17 protein-coding genes are annotated in these 21386 nt (G+C 72.9%); 3 read left to right on the top strand and 14 right to left on the bottom strand.

What is annotated here, in order from left to right:
• Positions 1-25: 25 nt before the first annotated feature.
• The 8 genes from KUM03_RS25305 to KUM03_RS25340 form a co-directional block, all read right to left on the bottom strand.
• Positions 26-1765: a PP2C family protein-serine/threonine phosphatase gene (locus KUM03_RS25305; protein ID WP_217251592.1), complete on the bottom strand. Its 1740-nt coding sequence runs from the start codon at positions 1763-1765 to the stop codon at positions 26-28.
• Positions 1762-2826, bottom strand: a complete 1065-nt coding sequence (locus KUM03_RS25310) for an ATP-binding SpoIIE family protein phosphatase (RefSeq protein WP_217251593.1) — start codon at positions 2824-2826, stop codon at positions 1762-1764. Before KUM03_RS25310 ends, KUM03_RS25305 begins: the two co-directional genes overlap by 4 nt.
• A complete protein-coding gene (locus KUM03_RS25315; RefSeq protein WP_217251594.1) occupies positions 2826-3266 on the bottom strand; it encodes an anti-sigma regulatory factor in 441 nt (146 codons plus the stop codon). Before KUM03_RS25315 ends, KUM03_RS25310 begins: the two co-directional genes overlap by 1 nt.
• Positions 3266-3697, bottom strand: a complete 432-nt coding sequence (locus tag KUM03_RS25320; protein ID WP_217251595.1) for an STAS domain-containing protein — start codon at positions 3695-3697, stop codon at positions 3266-3268. The genes KUM03_RS25315 and KUM03_RS25320 overlap by 1 nt, the downstream gene beginning before the upstream one ends.
• On the bottom strand, positions 3694-4590 hold the full coding sequence (locus KUM03_RS25325; protein WP_217251596.1) for an STAS domain-containing protein: 897 nt from the start codon (positions 4588-4590) through the stop codon (positions 3694-3696). The genes KUM03_RS25320 and KUM03_RS25325 overlap by 4 nt, the downstream gene beginning before the upstream one ends.
• 156 nt (positions 4591-4746) lie before the next feature.
• Entirely contained in the window at positions 4747-5139 is a 393-nt protein-coding gene (locus KUM03_RS25330; RefSeq protein WP_217251597.1) for an STAS domain-containing protein, read from the bottom strand.
• Between the two features lie 115 nt (positions 5140-5254).
• Complete coding sequence (locus tag KUM03_RS25335) at positions 5255-7753, bottom strand: SpoIIE family protein phosphatase (RefSeq protein ID WP_217251598.1); 2499 nt, start codon at positions 7751-7753, stop codon at positions 5255-5257.
• 97 nt (positions 7754-7850) lie between these two features.
• Complete coding sequence (locus tag KUM03_RS25340) at positions 7851-11846, bottom strand: HAMP domain-containing protein (protein ID WP_217251599.1); 3996 nt, start codon at positions 11844-11846, stop codon at positions 7851-7853.
• A 316-nt stretch (positions 11847-12162) separates the two neighbouring features.
• Here KUM03_RS25340 and KUM03_RS25345 point away from each other — a divergent pair, with 316 nt between their 5' ends.
• Complete coding sequence (locus tag KUM03_RS25345; protein WP_254399861.1) at positions 12163-12555, top strand: PRC-barrel domain-containing protein; 393 nt, start codon at positions 12163-12165, stop codon at positions 12553-12555.
• Positions 12556-12601: 46 nt separating this feature from the next.
• Positions 12602-13054 (top strand): ATP-binding protein, encoded by a 453-nt coding sequence (locus KUM03_RS25350; protein ID WP_217251600.1) that lies wholly within the window; start codon positions 12602-12604, stop codon positions 13052-13054.
• Positions 13055-13070: 16 nt separating this feature from the next.
• On the opposite strand, the gene KUM03_RS25355 is transcribed toward KUM03_RS25350, so the two are convergent.
• Both KUM03_RS25355 and KUM03_RS25360 read right to left on the bottom strand, forming a co-directional pair.
• Positions 13071-13505, bottom strand: coding sequence for an ATP-binding protein (locus tag KUM03_RS25355; RefSeq protein WP_217251601.1), 435 nt, complete (start codon positions 13503-13505; stop codon positions 13071-13073).
• 151 nt (positions 13506-13656) lie between these two features.
• Entirely contained in the window at positions 13657-15561 is a 1905-nt protein-coding gene (locus KUM03_RS25360) for a long-chain fatty acid--CoA ligase (RefSeq protein WP_217251602.1), read from the bottom strand.
• A gap of 151 nt (positions 15562-15712) precedes the next feature.
• On the opposite strand from KUM03_RS25360, the gene KUM03_RS25365 reads away from it, so the two are divergent.
• Positions 15713-15946 (top strand): DUF6480 family protein, encoded by a 234-nt coding sequence (locus tag KUM03_RS25365; protein WP_217251603.1) that lies wholly within the window; start codon positions 15713-15715, stop codon positions 15944-15946.
• Positions 15947-15982: 36 nt separating this feature from the next.
• Here KUM03_RS25365 and KUM03_RS25370 read toward each other — a convergent pair whose 3' ends face one another.
• The 4 genes from KUM03_RS25370 to KUM03_RS38570 form a co-directional block, all read right to left on the bottom strand.
• Positions 15983-17074, bottom strand: a complete 1092-nt coding sequence (locus KUM03_RS25370; protein ID WP_217251604.1) for a glutamate--cysteine ligase — start codon at positions 17072-17074, stop codon at positions 15983-15985.
• Positions 17075-17185: 111 nt separating this feature from the next.
• The gene (gene glgB / locus KUM03_RS25375; protein ID WP_217251605.1) at positions 17186-19408 is read right to left on the bottom strand and encodes a 1,4-alpha-glucan branching enzyme; all 2223 of its coding nucleotides are present in this window, start codon (positions 19406-19408) and stop codon (positions 17186-17188) included.
• Positions 19409-19411: 3 nt separating this feature from the next.
• Positions 19412-20773 (bottom strand): maltokinase, encoded by a 1362-nt coding sequence (locus KUM03_RS25380; RefSeq protein WP_217251606.1) that lies wholly within the window; start codon positions 20771-20773, stop codon positions 19412-19414.
• Positions 20774-20801: 28 nt separating this feature from the next.
• On the bottom strand, positions 20802-21386 hold a 585-nt coding region (locus KUM03_RS38570; protein WP_254399862.1), incomplete at its 5' end, for an alpha-glucosidase C-terminal domain-containing protein.

The raw sequence follows: 21386 nt of genomic DNA on the forward strand, positions 1-21386 counted from the left end.
TGCCCGGCCGGCCGGGGGAGCGAGGTCAGCGGGTGCCGCGGAGGTGGCAGAGCAGCAGACAGACGTCGTCGTCCCGCTCCGAGTCGCTGAGCAGCGGACCCAGGATGCCGTCCGCCGAACCCTCCAGGTCCGTCTCCAGCGCCGCCGGGCCGAATGACCCGAGCGTCTCGGCCAGCCGCGCGATACCCGGGTCTATGCCCCGGGCGCGCCGCTCCACCAGGCCGTCCGTGTACAGGGCGAGCGTCGAACCCGGCGCCAGCGGCACCGTGTGGTCGGCGATCTCCTGCTTCAGCGGAATGCCCAGCATCGCGCCCGGTTTGGCGTCCAGGGTCTGGACCCGCCCGTCCGGGGTACGCAGCACCGGCGGCGGATGGCCGGCGGCGGCCCACGTCAGCGTGGGCTCGTCGGGGTGGAAGCGGGCGATGACGGCCGTGGCGAACAGATCGGGCTGGAGGTGGTGCAGGAACGTGTGCAGCCGGGTCAGGAGCCGGCCGGGGCTGCCGCCGTCGACGGCGTAGGCCCGCAGCGCCGTACGCAGCTGACTCATCATCACCGCCGCGCGCAGCCCGTGCCCGGTCACGTCGCCGACCACGGCGATGACGCCGCCGTCCGGCTGCCGGAACGCGTCGTACCAGTCACCGCCGATGTTCAGCCCGTGAGTGGCCGGGAGGTAGCGCGCCGCCATCGCGAGCCCCGGCGGGGCGGGCAGTTCCGTGAGCAGGGCCCGCTGGAGTGTCTCCGCGATGTCGCGGTTGTGCTGGTAGCGCTGGGCGTGGTCGATCGCGGTGCTCGCCCGCCGGGTCAGCTCGATGACCATCACGGCGTCGTCCGGGTCCCAGCGCTCCCCGGGCGGGGACAGGGTCACCACGCCCAGGGGCGCCTGCCGGGTCGGCAACGGGATGCACAGCAGGGGGCGATCCGGAGCCAGCGCCGAAGGCGGCTGGTCGTCGACACCCGGCAGATCGCCCGGATACGGGGCGGCGTACTGCGGCCGGCCGGTGCGGGCGGCGACCACGGCGGCGGCCGGATGGGCGGGACCCGGCCGGTCGCCGTCCTGGTCGAACAGCCAGACGTCGACGGTGGCGGCGTACTCGGGCACCAGCAGCTCCGGCAGCCGGCGCACGATCTCGTGGTGGTCCAGCGACGCGGTCAGCACGGCGCTCGCGTCCGCCAGGAAGGTCAGCCGGCGCCGGGCGTTCTCCGCCTCCGTGCGCGCCTTGCGCTCGGCGGCGAACGCCTTCCGCTGGGCGCGCCCGGCCGCGTCCAGCTCGGCGTGCAGCGCCACCACGCCCTGGTTGGTCTGCTGCAACTCCTCGCGGTGGAAGTCGACCAGGTTCTCCTGCTCGGTCAGCCGCTCCAGGACCAGTGCGGTGTCCTCGTCGGCCCCGAGCAGGGCCTCGGCCAGCGCGGCCGGGTCGTCCACCGCGACGTCCGCATCGGCGGTCGGCACCGCCTCCGGGCAGGGCACCGTGACCCGCCACGGCGGCTGACCGGCGGCCGCGGCGTCGCGCGACGGCGTCACCACCGCGTGCAGCACACCCCGGCCGGCCTCCGCCTCCCCGGTGGCGGGAGAGGCCGTGCCCGCCTCCAGCGTGAGCCGCCACGTACCTCCCTTGGCCAGACACAGCCGCAGCTGCGCGCCGAGCGAGGCCAGCAGCCGGGCGCGCTCCAGCGGCGGCACACCGTAGGCCGCGGCAAGACGCGCGGTGGCGATGCGCGCCCGCGCCGCGTCGGTGAGGTCGGTGATCTGCCAGGTACGGGTCATGGGCCGTCCGGCGGGGTCGAGGCAAGCACGGCCACGGCGGTGTCGTCCCGCACCGGACGGGCCGGACTGCTGGCGTCCCGGACCGTCACGGCCGCCGTGACCGCCGGATCAGCCGCCGTACGGCAGGTGTCGTCCGTCGGCGTCCAGCGGCTCGGCAGGCCGTCGCTGTGCAGGACCAGCACCCGGTCGTCCGCCCACGTCGTCTCCTCCTCGCGCAGGGTGGCGGGCCGGTGGGTGCCGACGATGCCCGGCCGGGACACCAGGTGCCGCCAGGTGCCCCCCTCGCACAGCCGCGCCCCGATATTGCCGACGCCCGCGAAGCGGAGCACCGCGGCACCGGTGTCGACCTGGGCCACGGCGACGGCCGCGCCGCGGGTCCCGGACAGCGCGGTGTCCAGCCGCCGCAGCGCCTCGGTTGGCGGCAGATGGGCCGCGCCGCGCAGCGCCTCCACGGCGGCGGTGGAGGCGCGGGCGGCCTCCGGGCCGTGGCCCAGCCCGTCGGCCAGCATCAGCGTCACCCGGTCCCCGGACCGGACCCACGCCCAGGCGTCGCCCGAGTACTCCGCACCGCCGAACGGCACGTTCACAGCCCCGGCCCGCACCCGGGCCGCCGGACCCCGGTCGCCGGCCGTGGCTACGGGTATGGCACCGATCCGGGCGACCACCACCGTGCCCCGGCCGGGGACGCTGTGCAGGTCGAAGTCGTCGGACAGCCGCGCGCAGGTGCCGAGACCGGCGCCGAGGGAGCCCGTCGTGGTGAAGCCGTCGCTCAGCGCGGCGGACACGTCGCCGATCCCGGGACCGTGGTCGACCGTCGCGACCTGCACGAGCAGGTTCCGCTCCCGGCCGGACGCGAGGACCGGCGGAGCGACGACGTCGATGAGTACCTGACCGCCCCCGGCGTGCTTGAGCAGATTGGTCGCCAGCTCGGTCGCCACCAGCGCCGCCGTCGCGGTGCGCTGCTCGTCCAGCCCGGCCACGGCCGCCGCGTGCTCCGCGGCCACCCGGGCGTCGCGCACCCGGGTGGAGTCGTGCACCGGTACGTCCCACACGCGCGGCATCAGGACTCCTCACGCGGGCGGGGGGCCCGGCCCACCCAGGAGGTGACCCGTACGGTGGTGCCCGCCCCCGGATCGCTCTCGATCGCGAAGTCGTGCACCAGACGCCGCGCCCCGCCCAGCCCCATGCCCAGCCCGCCGCCCGAGGTGAAACCGTCGCTGAGCGCCTGCTCCAGGTCCGCGATGCCCGGCCCCTCGTCGCTGAAGGTCAGCCGGAGCCCCTGCGCACCGCCCTCGGTGACCGGCTCCGTCTCCATCGTCCCGCCACCGCCGTACACCAGCGTGTTGCGGGCCAGTTCGCTGGCCGCCGTGACCAGCTTGGTCTGGTCCACCAGACCGAAGCCGAGCTGCGCGGCCGCCTGCCGCACGTGCTGACGTACCCACACCAGATCCATGTCCGAACGGATCGGCAGGCGGGCCTGGGCGCCCGCGGTGGTGGGCATCACAAACTCTCCCGGCGCAGGCCGCCGTAGCGGGACGACGGCGCGTGCTCCGTGAGCAGTTGCATGGCCACCTCGGTACTGAGCGCGGTGTGCACCCCCGGCAGCGTCAGGCCCAGCTCCACCAGGGTGATGGCGACCGCCGGCCGCATGCCGACGATCACGGTCCGCGCGGCCAGCAGCTCGGTCTGCCCGGCGATCTCGGCCAGCACCCGGCCGAGGAAGGAGTCGACGATCTCCACCCCGGAGATGTCGATGACCACCCCCCGCGCCCCGCTGCGGGAGATGGTCTCGGCGAGGTCTTGCTGGAGCTGCTGGGCCGTGCTGTCGTGCAGGTCCCCCTGGAGGGTGACCAGCAGCACCTCGCCGAGCCGCAGCACCGGGACATGACCTGTCACGGGACCCCCGTGGGGCCCCGGGAACCCGCCGCTCACCGCGTGACCGTGCCGTTCGTACCAGGGTTCACGATCCCGACCCCGAGCTGGTGCAGCACGTAGCCCAGCGCGTCGGCGAGGCTCGCCCGGGTCACCACGGTGCCCAGGTCCAGACCGAGGTGGACCATCGTCTGGGCGATCGCGGGCCGGATGCCGGAGACGATGCACTCGGCGCCCATCAGCCGGGCCGCCGCGACCGTCTTCATCAGGTGCTGGGCCACCAGCGAGTCCACGGTCGGGACCCCGGTGATGTCCAGGATCGCGTACCGCGCCTGCTGCTCCACGATGGACTCCAGCAGCGTCTCCATCACGACCTGGCTGCGGGCGCTGTCCAGCGTGCCGATCAGCGGGACGGCCACGATGCCGTCCCACAGCTTGATCACCGGAGTGGCCACCTCCAGCAGTTGCAGCCGCTGGCGGTCGATCAGCGCCTGTCCCTCGCTGAGCGCCGTCTGCATGACCACGACCCGCAGGGTGCCCATCAGCACGCTCAGCGTGGTGACACAGGCCCGGGAGTGCTCGACCGAGGCGTCCGGGAGATCGGCCAGGAGCAGGTTCTCCACCGGCGGGCGCAGAGCGGCCAGTTCGCCCGACACCTGGGCGGTGCTCAGGCCCGCCCGGGAACGCGCCGCGCCCATCCGCGCCAACTGCTCGCGCACCGCCGTGAACCCGGCGGCGTCCGGGTCCTCGACCCGGTCCGCGTCCGCGACTTGGGCCAGGGCGTCGACCACGGTCTTGCCCGCCTCGACCGCCTCGTCGCGCGAGACGGTGAACACCGCCCGGAACAAGGGCTCGTCCGCCCATCGCTGGGCGATCTGCTCACGGCGGCGCCGCAGAAAGTCCCTGACCTCGTGCGTCGGCGATCCCGCCGTTCCCTCCGCCTGATCCGGCACCTGTCCCACTCCCTCATCCGCGTTGCGCCGCAGCACCCAGAAAGCTGCGTGGCGGCGACGTGTCTCTGCCGGGCGTCAACTGTAACCACCCGCCGACCTCGCACGACACCTGCTCCCGCACGAACGGTCCGGATGAGCGTCGGGCAGGACAGGAACTCAGGCCTCCGGTATCTGCGGGCCCTCCGGCTGCGCGTCGACGCGGGAGAGCGCCTCGTCGACGCTCTCGGAGACCGGCACCGTGATGCTCACCCCCGTGAGATCCAGCACCCGTCGCACCGCCGCGGTGGGGGCGATGATGTGCACGCTGCCCGGCAGCTCGCGGGCCTCCTGGTAGACGCGCAGAATGATGTTCATGCCGGAGGAGTCCATGAACGGGACCTCCGACAGATCCAGCAGGAAGTGCCGCCGCCCGTGGTGCAGTTGGTTGGCCAGGTGGTGCTGGAACTCGGTCGCGGTGTCGACGTCCAGGTATCCCGCCACCTTGAGCAGCGCGACCTCCTCCCGCTCCAGCGTCACCTCGACGGACAGCGGGTTCTGGGCTATGGGCACGTGTACCTCCAACAAACGGCCGGGCGGTGGTACGTCATGTCCCACCGCGCCCGGCGATTACCCCCGAATCCGTCCGTCACACCCACCCGTCCGCGGCGGGCGTACGTGCCCCGCGTCACCCGACCCGGATGCCCACCAGACACGTGTCGTCGTCCGTGTCCGACCTGCTGTAGGTGAGCAGCCGGTCCAGGTGCTGGTCCAGGGAGTTCGGCGCCGGACGGACCGTGTTCAGGAGCTGGGCCAGCGCCTCCTCCACCGAGCGGTCGCGGCGCTCGATCAGACCGTCCGTGTACATCAGCAGCGTGTCCTCGGCCGCCAGCCGCACCTCGTCCTCCTCGTACGACGCCTCGGCCACCGCGCCCAGCAGCATCCCCTTGACCAGCGGCAGCGGTCCCGCCTCGGCGCCCCGGACCAGCACCGGCGGCAGATGTCCCGCGCGGGCCCAGCGCAGCGTGCGCCGGGCCGGGTCGTACAGCCCGCACACCGCCGTGGCGGTGATGCCGCCGGTCAGATGGTGCGCCACGATGTTGAGCCACGACAGCAGCTGGCCCGGGCCGGCGCCGGTCACCGCCAGGCCGCGCAGCGCGTTGCGCAGCACCACCATGCTGGTCGCCGCCTCTATGCCGTGCCCGGAGACGTCGCCCACGCACAGCAGCACCAGCCCGTTCGGCAGCCGCACGGCGTCGTACCAGTCGCCGCCCACCAGCTGCTCGGTCTCCGCGGGCCGGTAGCGGACGGCCACCCGGAGGTCGGGCATCTTGAGCGGGATCTGGGCCGGCGGCATGATCGCGTGCTGGAGCTGCAAGGTCAGCCGGGCGCGTTCGATGGCCTGCTGCTCGGTGTGTGCCAGCTGGTCGCGGGTGGCGGCGAGCGCCACCTCGGTCCAGTGCTGGGCCGAGATGTCCTGATAGGCCCCGCGTACGAGGAGCAGCCGGTCGTCGGTGTCCAGGACCGGTTCGGCGACCACCCGCACGTGCCGGGTCACCCCGTCGGGGCGCTGCAGCCGGAACGCCGCCGACGCCGGCCGCCGGTGGTGCAGCAGCGTGCGCAGGAACCGGCCGATGGTGACGGCGTCGTCCGGGTGGGCGTGCGCGGTCAGCTCCTCCAGCGGCACCGGGGCGCTCGACTGCGGGCGCCCGTAGAGGTCGAAGAGCTGCCCGTTCCAGGTGATCTCACCGGTGAGCAGGTTCTCCTCGAAACCGCCGATGCGGCCGAGGCGCTGGGCGTGCTGGAGCAGGCTGGCCAGCCGGGCCGTCTCGTCCTCGATGCGCCAGATGAGCAGGACGGCGTTGCCGTGCCGGCTGATGCTGATGTCCGCGACCGCCGAGAGCGGAACCTGGTCCACCAGCGCGGTCAGGTTGATGCGCCGCGCCCGGAACGGCTCGCCGGTGGCGTACACCCGCTCCACGTTCTGGAACAGCTCGCTGTCCCCGGCGGCCATCGGGTAGGCCTCCAGCAGCAGCGCGCCCCCCACGACGGCACGCGGCCGGCCCGCCGGGTCCAGGAAACTCTCGTTCACATGCTGGATGCGGAAGTCCGCCAGGTGCCCGTAGGCGTCCAGATGCGGAACCAGGACCAGCGCGGGGTCGTACAGCCCGTCGGCCAGGTCCATCAGCTCCACCGCGTCCGGCATGACCCGTGGCTCCTGCCCGGCACCGCGCGGCGGCACGTACGACTCCAGGGTGTGCGCGCACAGCTCCGCCAGGGCCTCCACCTGGCGCACCACCTGCGGCGGCTGCGGGACCAGCGGCGCCGGCCAGACGATCTCCAGCACGCCGTGGATGCGGCCCCCGGTGCCCGCGGGCACGGCGACCCTGCCGCCGTCCGGGTACTGGTGCCGGCCCACGCTGGGCAGCCCGGTCTCCGCCAGGGAGGTGAACCACTGGCCCGCGCGCTCGGTCAGCCCGCACCGTGCCACCGTCGTCACGTCCGGCGGCACATAGTGCCAGCGGGTGGCCTCGGCCGCGGAGAAGCCCGCGCTGCCGGCCAGCGTCAGCGACCCGTCGTACCCGGCCGCCCAGATGGCCACGGCGGCCGCGCCCAGCGGACGCAGCGCCTGCTTCAGCAGGGCGTCGGCGACGGCCTGGGTGTCGCCCGCGGCCAGCGCGCCGCTCTCGGCCGCCCTGAGGCGCACGGCGGCCGACTCGGCGCCCGCCTCCCCGGTGTCCGCGCCGTCGTCGGCGTCGGCGCCGCGCACGGCCGCGGTGGCCGTGAGGAACGCGTCCGTCACCTCCGACACCCGGTCCCGGGCGGCCTGGTTGATCACGTCGACCGCGAACTCCAGGGGCGTCACCTGCGACTGCTCGGCCAGTTCGGCCAGCTGCCGGGCGGCCTGCGCCGGACCGCAGCCCAGCCGGGCGACCAGGACGCCCTTGGCCAGTTCGATCAGGGCCCGCCCCTCGGCCTCGGCCTGCGCGGCCCGCACCTCGCGGCTGAGCCGTTCCACCGTGGCCGCCAGCCGGCCCACGGGCGACAGCGGGGTCATGCCGCGCAGAGGGGCCGCCGGGCCGTCCACCGCGCAGGAGTGCGGCGGCCCGGACGCCGGTGGTGACGCGGCGGACGCGTCCCGGGGCGCGGCGTCGCCCGGCTCGCGGGGCTCTTCGGACGTGCTCACGTGTGCGACTCTCCTCGGCTGGAGACCGCCACGGTGCGCGACGCCGACCGCCGCGCACCGCCCGGCCCACCGGAGTAGGGGACGGGGGCCGGCGCGCTCATGCGGGCAGCCACCGTCGGACGCAGGCGATCAGGTCCTGGGTGTCGACGGGCTTGGTGACGTAGTCGCTGGCGCCCGAGGCGAGGCTCTTCTCCCGGTCGCCCGGCATGGCCTTCGCCGTGACCGCGATGATCGGCAGCTCGGCGTACCGCGGGATCCGGCGGATCTCCTCCGTCGCCGCGTAGCCGTCCATCTCCGGCATCATCACGTCCATCAGCACCAGCGCGACCTCCGGGTGGTCCACCAGCGTCTCGATGCCCCGGCGCCCGTTCTCCGCGTGCAGGACCCGGAAACCGTGGAGTTCCAGGATGCCGCTGAGCGCGAAGAGGTTGCGCGCGTCGTCGTCGACGACGAGGACGGTGCGCCCGCCGGGCGAGTCGTCCACCGTGGGCGGGGCGAGGCGCTGCGGTTCCTCGGGCCGGACCAGCGAGAGCACGTCCCCGGGTTCCTCGGCGGCCAGGTGCAGGGCGATGCGCTCGCGCAACTCGTCGAGGCTGGACAGGAACTCCAGCGCCCCGCCGCCGGGACCGGAGCGCAGGTCCTCCTCCAGGGCGGCGTCCGCGCGGTGACCACTGTGCACGAGCACCGGCACGCTCGCCAGCGCCGAGTCGCCCCGCAGGGCCCGCAGGAAGCGGGACGCCTCGGCGTCCGGCATGCCCAGCTCCAGTACGACGCAGTGGCACGGCTCGGCGGCCAGCGCACCGGCGGCCTCCTGCGCGCCCACGGCCGTGATCACGTCGAGCGGGGGCCGCTCGCCCGTGTCGTCCCGCCCGTGCGTCAGGTCGGCGATCACGCTCTCCGCGACGAGGGTGAGCAGGCCCCGGGGGCGCTCCTCCACGACGAGCAGCCGCCGGGGGCGCTGCCGGTGGCCGCCGGTGAGCTCGGCCGCCGGAGCCTGGCGGGCCGGCGCGTCGGCCGGCGACCCGGCGACGGGCTGCTCCGGGCCGTGGTCCAGCAGCTCCTCGAAGTCGGGCCGGGCCACGGGCAGGAACAGCGTGAAGGTGCTGCCCCGGTCGGGCGTGCTGTCCACGGTGACGGCGCCGCCCAGCAGCTGGGCGATCTCCCGGGTGATGGACAGGCCGAGCCCGGTGCCGCCGTACTTGCGGCTCGTCGTGCCGTCCGCCTGCTGGAAGGCGCCGAAGATCGACTCCAGGTTCTGCTCGGGAATCCCGATGCCCGTGTCCTTCACCCGGAAGGCCACCACCGCCCCGCCCCGGATCACGCCCGCCGGCACCTCGTCGTCCGGCGCCGGTTCGACGGCCAGCTCCACGCCGCCCCGCTCGGTGAACTTCACCGCGTTGGACAGCAGGTTGCGCAGCACCTGGCGCAGCCGCGAGTCGTCGGTCAGCAGGTCCGCCGGTGCTCCGGCGGCCGTCTTCACCGTGAACTCCAGGCCCTTCTGCGTCGTCATCGGCCGGAAGGTGGCCTCGACGTACTCGATGAGCTGCCGCAGCGTCACGCGCTCGGGGGAGACGTCCATCTTCCCGGCCTCGACCTTCGACAGGTCCAGGATGTCGTTGATCAGCTGGAGCAGGTCCGAGCCCGCGGAGTGGATGATGCCCGCGTACTCGACCTGCTTCGGCGTGAGGTTGCGCGACGGGTTCTGCGCGAGCAGCTGGGCCAGGATCAGCAGGCTGTTGAGCGGGGTGCGCAGTTCGTGGCTCATGTTGGCCAGGAACTCCGACTTGTACTTCGAGGCCAGCGACAGCTGCTGGGCCCGGGCCTCCAGCTCCTGCCGCGCCTGCTCGATCTGCAGGTTCTTCGCCTCGATGTCCCGGTTCTGCGTCGCCAGCAGGGACGCCTTGTCCTCCAGCTCGGCGTTGGAGCGCTGCAGCTCCTCCTGCTGCACCTGGAGCTCCGCCGAGCGGGCCTGCAGTTCGGCGGTCAGCCGCTGCGACTCGGCGAGCAGCTCGTCGGTGCGGGCGTTGGCCACGATCGTGTTGACGTTGGCGCCGATGGACTCCATCAGCAGTTCCAGGAAGTCCCGGTTGATCTGCGTGAACGGTGCGACGGACGCCAGCTCGATGACACCGAGGACCTGGCCCTCGACCACGATGGGCACCAGCACCAGGGCGGACGGCACCACCTCGCCGAGGCCGGAGGAGATGGTCACGTAGCCGGACGGCACCTCGTCCACCACGATGGTGCGCCGGCTGCGCGCGGCCTGCCCGACCAGGGTGCGGCCGAAGGCGATGCGGGTGGGTCTGGTGGAGTCCTCTGGGTAGCCGTAGGAGCCGACGAGCCGCAGCTCGGGACCGGCCTCGCCGTCCTCCGCCAGGTAGAAGGCGCCGTACTGGGCCGACACCAGCGGCACCAGCTCGTCCATGATCAGCTCGGCGACCACGGGCAGGTCCCGGTGCCCCTGCATCAGCCCGGAGATGCGGGCCAGGTTGGTCTTGAGCCAGTCCTGCTCCTGGTTGGCCCGCGTCGTCTCGCGCAGCGACTCCACCATGGAGTTGATGTTGTCCTTGAGCTCGGCGACCTCGCCGGACGCCTCCACGTTGACGGAGCGGGTCAGGTCCCCCTCGGCGACGGCGGAGGTCACCTCGGCGATCGCGCGGACCTGGCGGGTGAGGTTGCCGGCCAGCTCGTTGACGTTCTCCGTGAGCCGCTTCCAGGTGCCGGAGACGCCCTCGACCTCGGCCTGGCCGCCGAGGCGGCCCTCGGTGCCGACCTCGCGGGCGACGCGGGTGACCTCGTCGGCGAAGGCGGAGAGCTGGTCGACCATCGTGTTGATGGTGGTCTTCAGTTCCAGGATCTCGCCGCGGGCGTCGACGTCGATCTTCTTCGACAGGTCGCCCCGGGCCACCGCGGTCGTCACCAGCGCGATGTTGCGCACCTGGCCGGTGAGGTTGTTGGCCATGGAGTTGACGTTGTCCGTGAGGTCCTTCCAGGTGCCCGCGACGTTGGGCACGTGCGCCTGGCCGCCGAGGCGCCCCTCGGTGCCGACCTCGCGGGCCACCCGGGTGACCTCGTCGGCGAACGCGGAGAGCGTGTCGACCATCGTGTTGATCACGTCGGCCAGCGCCGCGACCTCGCCCTTGGCCTCGACGGTGATCCGCTGGGAGAGGTCGCCCTTGGCCACGGCGGTGGCGACCTGCGTGATGGAGCGGACCTGGCCGGTGAGGTTGTTCGCCATGGAGTTGACGTTGTCGGTCAGGTCCTCCCAGGTGCCCGACACCCCGCGCACCTGGGCCCGCCCACCCAGGTTGCCCTCGGTGCCGACCTCGCGGGCGACGCGGGTGACCTCGTCGGCGAAGGCGGAGAGCTGGTCGACCATCGTGTTGATGGTGTTCTTGAGCTCCAGGATCTCGCCGCGGGCGTCCACGGTGATCTTCTGGGAGAGGTCGCCCTTGGCCACCGCTGTCGCCACCTGGGCGACGTTGCGGACCTGGTTGGTCAGGTTGCCCGCCATGAAGTTCACCGAGTCGGTGAGGTCGCGCCACGTGCCCTTGACGCCCTGCACGTCGGCCTGGCCGCCGAGCCGACCGTCGGTGCCGACCTCGCGGGCCACGCGGGTGACCTCGTCGGCGAAGGCGGAGAGCTGGTCGACCATCGTGTTGATGGTGTTCTTGAGCTCCAGGATCTCGCCGCGGGCGTCCACGTCGATCTTCTGCGACAGATCGCCCTTGGCCACCGCCGTGGCCACCTGCGCGATGTCACGGACCTGGGTGGTCAGGTTCCCCGCCATCGCGTTGACCGAGTCCGTCAGATCGGCCCACGTGCCCGACACTCCGGGCACCCGTGCCTGGCCGCCGAGGGTGCCCTCCGTGCCGACCTCGCGGGCCACCCGGGTGACCTCCGAGGTGAACACGGACAACTGGTCCACCATGCCGTTGAAGACCTTGGCGATGTCGCCCATCAGGCCGTCCGCCTCGTCCGGCAGACGGGTGCCGAAGTCACCGTCCCGGACGGCCGTCAGGCCCGCCAGGAGGCGGCGCAGCTCCTGATCGCCCGGACCCGAATCGACGGGTCCGGTGCTGTCGCTGGTCATGCGCACCCTCGTTCCGCTCCCCAGGAGCCCTCGGAATCGAGGACTCGACAACCCCCTCCGGACCGCATGGCGCGGTCCGGCGACCTGTGCGTGCGTTCCCGCAGTTCACGGATCTGCTCACGGATCTGCTCAAGGAGAAAAATAGCCCAGAGGCCGCCTCGGGTCGCGGGCGCCGGCGAAAGCGGGGCGTCATCCGATGGAGCGGCCTGATCGAACGGGGGCCGAATGCGGCGGGCCGGGACGGGTATCTGCTGCTGTGGAGCCGGTCCGGCCCGTGGCGTCGCCCGGCCCCGCAGTCGTCATCACGGTCGTATCGATGCGGGAGGGAAGGGACGGCGTGCCGATGGAGAGCATCTGGTCGTACGCGGCGGAAAGCGGTCACGTGGAGGGACAGGACCTCACCGGCTGCACCGTCGTCGCCACCGACGGCACCATCGGGCACGTGGACCGGCAGGCCGAGCACTTCGGCATGCGGCACCTGGTCGTGGACACCGGCGTCTGGGTCTTCGGCCGCAGCGTGCTCGTGCCCGTCGGCATGGTCCGGGGCATCGACCCCGGGGCGCGCACGGTCACAGTCGCCTGCACCAGGGCGCAGGTCAAGGCCGCGCCCCGGTTCCGCACCGACAGCGAGACGATGGACCGGGAGTACCTGGCGTCCGTCGGCGACTACTACCATCGGCTGCCGCCGCGGGAGACCTCCGCGGACTGACCCGGTGCCGAACGACAGCACGGCGAACACCAGGGACACCACTGACATGGAACCAACCGACGGGATCATCACGGCCTCGTCCGGCGTCACGGCGCCCGGCGTGGCGGCACCGGCAGCCGTGACCAGCGCGGCGGCGGCACGCGCGTACGCGGAGTCGGTGGCGCGGGCGCAGTGGGGAGCGGGCCGGGGGGTGCGCGAAGAGGACGTCGTCGATCTGCTGCTCGTCGTCTCGGAGCTGGTGACCAACGCGATCCGCCACGGCGAGGGACTGGCCGGCTTCGAGGTCCGGCCCACGGACGAGGGGATGTGGATCGCCGTCCACGACCACAGCGCGGTCGTGCCGCGTGCCGCGTACGCCTTCCCCACCCGGCACCACGGAAGCGGCTACGGCTGGCCGCTCGTGGCACGCCTGGCCCGTGACATCGCCGTGGACCGCCGGGCGGCGGGCGGCAAGACGATCAGCGTGCTGGTGCCGCTGCGCGACGCCGGTGCTCCCTGACGGAGCCGGCCGCCGCTCACCACGGCAGGAAGACGTGGATGTCCTTGCCCCGCTCGCCGGCGACGACGCTCACCTGGTCGGAGAGGGTGTGGATCAGATGCCAGCCGATGCCCCCGCCGCCGCTGCTCGGATGGAAGGGGCGCGGCGCGGGCTCCGTCGTACTGGTGTCGTGCATCACCACGTGCACGCCGTCGAAGGTACGGCGCAGCCGCAGCTGGAAGGGTCCCGGGGCGTACTGCACCGCGTTCGCCGCCAGCTCCGTGACGACGAGCAGGATGTCGTCCCAGTGCTCCGGCTGTGCGGGCGGTGCCGCACGGGCCAGGTCGTAGAGGAACTCCTCCGCGACCAGGCGCGCACCGGTCACATTGTGCAGCTCCCCGGTGAAGCTGGCGGTGCGGTTCGTGATCTCCTCGGAAGCCAGTGTCCTGTCCCAACGCGACTCGGCTGCCATCTCGCCTTCCCGGCCCGGCACCAGCCGGACGTCGTCCCTTCTTCGCATTCCCTTCGTCTGTAGTTCCCGTGCCGATCGAGGCTACGCGCCTCGATCGGCACGGTCCGGGCACGGTGGCCACGGGTGACACTCCCGTCACCCGCCACCGCCGTCACCGGAAGAACACGTTGTCCGCGTCCTCCCACGCCGGCTCTTCGGGCACCGTCCTGGGACGCCGGTGCGGCCGGGCCTCGTACATCGCGTCGATCTCGAAGGCGTAGGTCCGTACGATCTCGTCGCGCCGCAGTTTCATCGACGGGGTCAGCAGCCCGTTGGACACGTCGAAGGGCTGGGGCAGGACGCGGAAGACCCGGATGGACTCCGAGCGCGACACGGCGCTGTTGGCCGCGGCCACCGCCCGCGCCACCTCCTCGCGCAGCGCGTTCTCCTCCCGCGCCTCACGGGCCGGGGCGTCGCCCTGCAGCGCCAGACCCGCCCGCCAGTGGGTCAGGAACTCGGGGTCGAGCGTGAGCAGGGCGCCGACGCAGGGCCGGTTGTCGCCCACCACCACCGCCTGGTGGACGAGCGGATGCATGCGCAGCCGCTGCTCCAGGGCGGCCGGGGCCACGCTCTTGCCGCCGCTGGTGATGATGACGTCCTTCTTGCGTCCCGTGATCGCCAGGTAGTTCTCACCGTCCAGGTGACCGAGGTCCCCGGTGGCCAGCCAGCCGCCGCGCAGCACCTCGCGGGTGGCAGCCTCGTCGCCGAGATACCCCTGGAACAGCGACGGCCCGCGCACCAGGATCTCCCCGTCGTCGGCCAGACGGATCTCCATGCCGGGCAGCGGCTGGCCGACGGTGCCGGACTTCTCCCGTCCCAGCGGCTGCATGGTCAGCCCGCCGCTGGTCTCGGTGAGCCCGTAGCCGTCGTGGACGTAGACGCCGATGCCCTCGTAGAACAGGGACAGCTCGCGGCTGAGCGGTGAACCGCCGCATGTCGCGCGGCGCACCCTGCCGCCCAGCGCGCTCCGCAGCCGGCGGTAGACCGTCCGCTCGAACAGCGAGTGCTGGAGCCGCAGGTCGAAGCCGGGCCCGGGCCCCTGGCCCAGCCGCCGGCGCTCCAGCGCGGCGGCGAAGTCCCGCGCCGTGCCGGCGGCCCGCTCGAACAGCGCTCCGCGGCCCGCCTGCTGGGCGGTGCGCAGGAAATTCTTGTAGAGCTTCTCCAGGACGGACGGGACCGCGTAGAAGTACGTCGGGCGGAAGGAGCGCAGGGCCGAGGCGAGCGCTTCCTCGGTCGTCGCCGGTTCGTGCGCCATGAGCAGCCCGCCCCGGACACACAGGTTCTGGATCATCAGCCCGTACACGTGCGAGAAGGGCAGGAAGGCGAGGACCGCGCCCTGCTCCCCGGGCGGCGCCACCGTGTGGCCCCAGCCCTCGATCAGCGTGTCGCACGGACTGGCCAGCCCGCGGTGGCTCAGCGCGCAGCCCATGGCGCGGCCCGAGGTGCCCGAGGTGTAGGCGACGACCGCCGTGGCGTCCGGCGGCACGATGCGGCGCATGGAGTCGACCGTGGCGTACGGGATGAACTCGCCGCGCGCCACCAGCGTGTCCAGCGCGCCCGCGTCCAGCTGCCAGACGTGGCGGAGCGCGGGCAGCGACGCGCACACCGAGCCGACCGTCATCACGCTCTGCTCGTCCTCGACCACCACGGCCACGCAGCCCGCGTCCCGCAGGATCCACTCGACCTGGTCGCGCGAGGAGGTCGGGTAGATCGGCACCACCTCGGCGCCCACCGTCCACAGCGCGTAGCTGAAGACCGTCCACTCGTACCGGGTGCGCGCCAGGATCGCCACCCGGTCGCCCGGCGAGATCCCGCACGCGATCAGGCCCTTGGCCACGTCGACGACCTCGTCGCGGAACTCGACGGCCGTCACCTCCTGCCAGAGGGACGAGCCCGGCGCGGGGCGGCGGGCCAGCATCGGCAGGGTCGGCGTGCGGGCGGCCGTCTCGAACAGGCTGTCGGCGAGCCCGCCGGTCAGGGGCCCGGCGACCCGGGGAGCGAGAGCGGGGTCGAGCATGCGCTGGCTCCTGACATGTACGGACGGTGACACCGCCTACGAGCACCGTGAACGGCGGTGCTGAATCTAGCCGAGGCGGTGGTCACGGGGGGCCGGGACGACAGAAGTGTTCCCGCCCGGTGATCTCGGCGGATCGGGGGACCCGGGGGGCATGACCTACACGAATCCGGACCCCGAACCCGAACGCAGCGCCGGACTGGAGCCGGGCGGCGGTGTGCCGCCCGGCGAGACCCCGCCGGGGGAGAGCAGCATGTCCGAGGCAGGCCCGTGGGAGGGGAACAACCCGTCCAAGGGCTGGGCCATGGCACCCCTGACGGTGATCCTCGTCCTCGTCGCGCTGATCGCGGCGGGCTTCCTGGGCTACGCCCTGGTGCTGATGCTCTGAGCGACCGGCGAGGAGAGCATCCCTGGCCGGGACGTCTCAGACCGCCTGCGTGCGCCGCACGCACTCGGTGACGACGTCCCGCAGGCTGCCGGTGCGCTCCAGCAGCCCGCGCTGCACCCGCGCCCCGTTGCCGTGCCGCAGCAGACCGGCGACGCCGTCCCGCACCAAGCCCAGGTCGCCGCAGGCGGCGAGCGCCTCACCGACGTGCTCCAGCAGCGCCCGTACGACCGTCTCCGCCGGCGCCCGCCGCATCGTCGCCGGATGCAGCAGTTCCTCCGTCAGCCCCGACCGGGCGGCCCGCCAGGCCGCGAGGCGCAGCAGGCTCACACTGGGATCGACCGGCGCGACCCCCTCGCGCCACTCCCGCGCGGCCGTCTCCACCAGCGCACGGGCGAGGGCCGCGACGACGACGGCCGTCGAGGCGTCCAGGCAGACGTCCGCGACCCGGAACTCGACCGTTGGGTACCGCTGGGACAGCCGGACGTCGAAGTAGATCATCCCCTCGTCGAGGATCGTGCCGGTCGCGACCATGTCGGCCACCCGGCGGTGGTAGGTCTCCGCCGACCCGAACAGCTCCGTGGGACCGGCCGAGGGCCAGCGCTGCCAGACCCGGCTGCGGTAGCTGCTGTACGCGGAGTCCTTGCCCTGCCAGAACGGGGAGTTCGCGCTCAGCGCGGCCAGTACCGGCAGCCACGGCCGCACCCGGTCGATGACCGCGACGCCCTCCTCGTCGGACTCCACCGAGACGTGCACGTGGCAGCCCAGGACCAGCTGCTCGTGGACCACCACGCCGTACTGTTCGGCCATCCACCGGTAGCGGCGGTTCATGCCGACGGCCGGGCTGACCGGCAGCGGCGAGGTGGCGAGCGCGGCGACGGCACAGCCGATGCCCCCGGCGTGCCGCCCGGCCTCCTCGCGGCAGCGGACGATCTCCGCGTGCAGCCGCCCCATGTCCGCCTGCGGATGCGTGGCGAACTCGAGCATCTGCTCGTGCAGCTCCTTCTCGAACACGTCCTGCTCGGCGTCGTCCAGCGAGGCCCGGGCGAGCACGGCGGCGGACAGCGCCCGCGGCTCACCCGACTCGGGGTCGACCAGGAGGAGCTCCTCCTCCACTCCGACGGTGCGCACGTGATGCCGCCTTTCTGCGGGCCCGGTCGCGGCGAGGACGGGACTGTCCCGTCCGTAGGACCACCGAATGCCCCGGCACAGCGGCCGGACACCTGGTCGCGCCGCCGGGCCTCACAGGGCGTACGGCATCAGCCACACCGTCGCCAGCGGGGGAAGCGTGATCCGGATGCTCCCGTCCTCCGGCTTCACCGGGTCCGGATTGCCCACGCCGCTGCCGCCGAAGCCCTCGGCGTCCGTGTTGAGGACCTCCTGCCAGGCGGTGGCGTCGTCGCCGACGTGGAGCGCGTAGTCGTGCCGGACCACCGGGGAGAAGTTCGACACCGCGAGCAGGGGTGCGCCGTCGGCGTCGAACCGCAGGAACGCGAAGACGTTGTCCTCGGCCGCGTCCACGGCCACCCACCGGAAACCGCCCGGATCGGTGTCACGCTGCCACAGGGCCGGCGTCCGCGCGTAGCGGGTGTTCAGTTCCCGCACCAGGTCCTGGACGCCGCGGTGGTCGCCCGCCGAGTGGTACCCCGCGTCCAGCAGCCACCACTCCGGACCCTGCTTCTCCGACCACTCGGCCCCCTGGGCGAACTCCTGCCCCATGAAGAGCAGCTGCTTGCCCGGGTGCGCCCACATGAAGCCGAGATACGCCCGCACGTTCGCCCGCCGCTGCCACCAGTCGCCCGGCATCTTCGACACCAGTGCCTGCTTGCCGTGCACCACCTCGTCGTGGGAGATCGGCAGCACGTAGTTCTCGCTGTAGGCGTACACCATCGAGAACGTCATCTCGTGGTGGTGGTACTTGCGGTGCACCGGCTCGTGGCTCATGTACTGGAGCGAGTCGTGCATCCAGCCCATGTTCCACTTCAGGCCGAAGCCCAGCCCGCCGGTGTCGGTCGGCCGGGTCACCCCGCCCCACGCGGTCGACTCCTCGGCGATGGTCACCACGCCGGGGCAGCGCCGGTAGACGGTCGCGTTCATCTCCTGGAGGAACGCCATCGCCGCCAGGTCCTCCCGGCCGCCGTACTGGTTGGGCTCCCACTGGTCGGAGTCGCGCGAGTAGTCCAGGTAGAGCATCGAGGCGACCGCGTCGACCCGCAGCCCGTCGATGTGGAACTCCTCGCACCAGTACACGGCGTTGGCGACCAGGAAATTGCGCACCTCGGTTCGGGCGAAGTCGAAGGTGTACGTCCCCCAGTCCGGGTGGGTCGCGCGCCGCTCGTCCCCGGGCTCGTACAGCGGGTCCCCGTCGAAGCGGGCCAGCGCCCAGTCGTCCTTCGGGAAGTGCGCCGGCACCCAGTCCATGATCACGCCAATGCCCGCCCGGTGCAGCGCGTCGACCAGGAAGCGGAAGTCGTCGGGCGAACCGAGCCGCGCGGTCGGCGCGTAGAAGCCGGTGACCTGGTAGCCCCAGGACGGGCCGTACGGGTGCTCGGCGACCGGCATCAGCTCGACGTGGGTGAAGCCGAGGTCCTTGACGTACGCGGGCAGCACGTCGGCCAGCTCGCGGTAGGTCAGCCCCGGCCGCCAGGACGGCAGGTGGACCTCGTACACCGAGAACGGCGCCTCGTGCACGGGTGTGTCGGCGCGGGTGCGCATCCACTCGGCGTCGCCCCACTCGTACGCCGAGGCGGTCACCACGGAAGCTGTGTCCGGCGGCTCCTGTGCCGCGCGGGCCATCGGGTCGGCCTTGAGGAACCGGTGCCCGTACCGGGAGTGGATCTCGAACTTGTACCGGGTGCCCTCGCCGACGCCCGGCAGGAACAGCTCCCACACGCCGGACGAACCGAGCGAACGCATCGGGAAGGCCGTGCCGTCCCAGTGGGTGAAGTCCGTCGCGAGGCGCACTCCCTGCGCGTTCGGCGCCCACACGGTGAACCGGGTTCCGGTGACACCCTCCTGCGTCATCGGGTGCGCGCCGAGGGCCTGCCACAGCTGCTCGTGCCGGCCCTCGCCGATCAGGTGCAGGTCGACCTCGCCGAGGGCGGGCAGGAAGCGGTACGGGTCGTGCGTCTCCTGCTCGCCCTCCTCGTACGCCACCACGAGGGTGTACGCGGGGATCCGGGCCAGCGGCAGCACACCGGAGAAGAGGCCGTCCTCCTCCGACACCAGGGCGTGCCGCTCGCCGTCGACGACCACGCTCACCTCGCGGGCGAACGGACGCAGCGCCCGGAAGGCGATGCCACCCGGGACGGGGTGGGCGCCGAGCAGGGCGTGCGGGTCGTGGTGGGCGCCCGCCAGCAGGCGCCCCCGGTCGGCCGGATCGAGGGGCGGGGCGGTACCGCACGCCCCGGAGGTGGGCGGGACGGGACCGGACGGCTCGGGGATCGAGGTGTCGCGGAGGGCCACGGGTCAGTCTCCTCTCACGGCGAGTCGTTCGATCGCCGCCATGGGTACGGGAAGCCAGTCGGGGCGGTGCCGGGCCTCGTACAGCACCTCATACACGGCGCGGTCCGTCTCGTAGGCGCGCAGCAGGCCGTGCTTCTTGCGGGGGTCCCACCCGGCGCGGGCGGCGTAGCCCGCGCAGAACGCCTCCCGGCAGCGGCGCGCCCACTCGGGGCGCCACGGGCGGCGCTGCCGGGCGGCGTAGTCGAAGGAGCGCAGCATGCCCGCGATGTCGCGGACGGGGGAGTGGGCGCTGCGCCGTTCGGACAGCGGACGGGACGGCTCGCCCTCGAAGTCGATGACGAACCAGTCCCGGCCGGCCCGCAGCACCTGCCCCAGGTGCAGGTCGCCGTGGATGCGCTGGGCGGGCGGCCCCGAGTCGCAGGTGGACAGTGCGGCGAAGGCCGCCCGCAGCCCGGGGACGAAGGGCTGGAGCGCCGGTACGCAGTGCGCGGCGGCGGTCAGCCGCTCGGTCATCGCCGCCGCCGTCCGGCCGTTCTCCCCCGGGGCACCGGAGGGGAAGGCCTCGGCGAGCGCGAGGTGGACGTCCGCCATGGCCCGCCCCAGCTCGTGGGCCTGCACGGTGAAGTCGTCCCCGGCGGCCAGCGCGTTCAGGGACAGGGTCCAGCCGTCGGAGGCGTCGTTGAGGAACGGCTGGAGCACGCCGAGCGTCGCCTCGTACGGATGAGTGGTCCGCATCCACGCCACCGGCGCGGGGACCCGGCCGCAGCCCTGCCGGGCCAGCGCGTCCGGCACCTCCAGGTCCGGGTTGACACCGGGCTGGACGCGCCGGAAGAGCTTCAGGATGAACTCGTCCCCGTAGATCAGCGACGAGTTGGACTGCTCGGCGTCCAGCAGCCGCGGCGCCAGTCCGCCGGGCACCGGCCGCGAGGGGTCGGCCTCGAAGCGCAGGGGCCCCGCCTTGCCGGGGTGCCGCAGACGTTCCAGGAGCAGCTGGGCCGTCCGGGGGTCGTGCAGGGCGTCGTAGACCGTCCGGCCGGCCAGCGGACCGTCCTGCACCTGCCCGATGACGGCCCGGCCCAGCCGCGGCGACGGATGCTCGCGCACGCCGAGCAGCAACTGGTAGCAGTCGCCGGCCGGGGGAGCGCCGCCCGGGGCGGGCACGGGGCCGTGCCCGGTGTGCACCAGAAGGTGCAGACAGCCCGGGAAGAGCTCGGTCATGGACAGCAGACCGAGCTCGGCCACGGGCCGGTCCTTGCCCGCGAACCAGCGCTGGCGCGGCAGCCACTCACGCAGCAGCCCGCCGAGCGACGCCATGGGCTCGACGAGATGCGTACGTCTCGGGCGCAGGGGTGCGGTCTTCGGCATGGTGACGCGTCCTTTCCTCGGCCCGCGCTCAAACGCGGCGGCCGATGCGGGATGCGACTCGGGTGAGCCGGAACCAGTAGAAGCCGTGGCCCCCGAGGGTCAGCAGGTACGGCAGCTCGCCGATCGCCGGGAAGCGGACCTCGCCGAACAGCTCCACCGGATGGCGTCCGGCGAACTCGCGCAGGTCCAATTCGGTCGGCTGGGCGAACCGCGCGAAGTTGTGCACGCACAGCACCAGGTCGTCCTCGTACTCCCGCAGGAACGCCAGCACCGCCGGGTTGGAGGAGGGCAGTTCGGTGTAGGTGCCGAGGCCGAAGGCGGGGTTCTGCTTGCGGATCTCGATCATGCGGCGGGTCCAGTGCAGCAGGGAGGACGGCGAGGCCATGGACGCCTCGACGTTCGTCACCTGGTAGCCGTGGACCGGGTCCATGATGGCCGGCAGGAACAGGCGGCCCGGGTCACAGGTCGAGAACCCGGCGTTGCGGTCCGGTGTCCACTGCATCGGGGTCCGTACGGCGTCGCGGTCGCCGAGCCAGATGTTGTCGCCCATGCCGATCTCGTCGCCGTAGTAGAGGATCGGCGAGCCCGGCAGGGAGAGCAGCAGCGCGGTGAA

This window comes from Streptomyces sp. AC602_WCS936 (assembly GCF_019049125.1).
GTDB lineage: Bacteria > Actinomycetota > Actinomycetes > Streptomycetales > Streptomycetaceae > Streptomyces.

Excerpts from the sequence above, each read along its gene's own strand:
- KUM03_RS25345 (WP_254399861.1), top strand. The coding sequence starts at position 12,163 with ATGCGGGAGGGAAGGGACGGCGTGCCGATGGAGAGCATCTGGTCGTAC.
- KUM03_RS25360 (WP_217251602.1), bottom strand. The coding sequence starts at position 15,561 with ATGCTCGACCCCGCTCTCGCTCCCCGGGTCGCCGGGCCCCTGACCGGC.
- KUM03_RS25350 (WP_217251600.1), top strand. The coding sequence starts at position 12,602 with ATGGAACCAACCGACGGGATCATCACGGCCTCGTCCGGCGTCACGGCG.
- KUM03_RS25340 (WP_217251599.1), bottom strand. The coding sequence starts at position 11,846 with ATGACCAGCGACAGCACCGGACCCGTCGATTCGGGTCCGGGCGATCAG.
- KUM03_RS25355 (WP_217251601.1), bottom strand. The coding sequence starts at position 13,505 with ATGGCAGCCGAGTCGCGTTGGGACAGGACACTGGCTTCCGAGGAGATC.
- KUM03_RS25365 (WP_217251603.1), top strand. The coding sequence starts at position 15,713 with ATGACCTACACGAATCCGGACCCCGAACCCGAACGCAGCGCCGGACTG.
- KUM03_RS25310 (WP_217251593.1), bottom strand. The coding sequence starts at position 2,826 with ATGCCGCGCGTGTGGGACGTACCGGTGCACGACTCCACCCGGGTGCGC.
- KUM03_RS25380 (WP_217251606.1), bottom strand. The coding sequence starts at position 20,773 with ATGCCGAAGACCGCACCCCTGCGCCCGAGACGTACGCATCTCGTCGAG.
- KUM03_RS25315 (WP_217251594.1), bottom strand. The coding sequence starts at position 3,266 with ATGCCCACCACCGCGGGCGCCCAGGCCCGCCTGCCGATCCGTTCGGAC.
- KUM03_RS25305 (WP_217251592.1), bottom strand. The coding sequence starts at position 1,765 with ATGACCCGTACCTGGCAGATCACCGACCTCACCGACGCGGCGCGGGCG.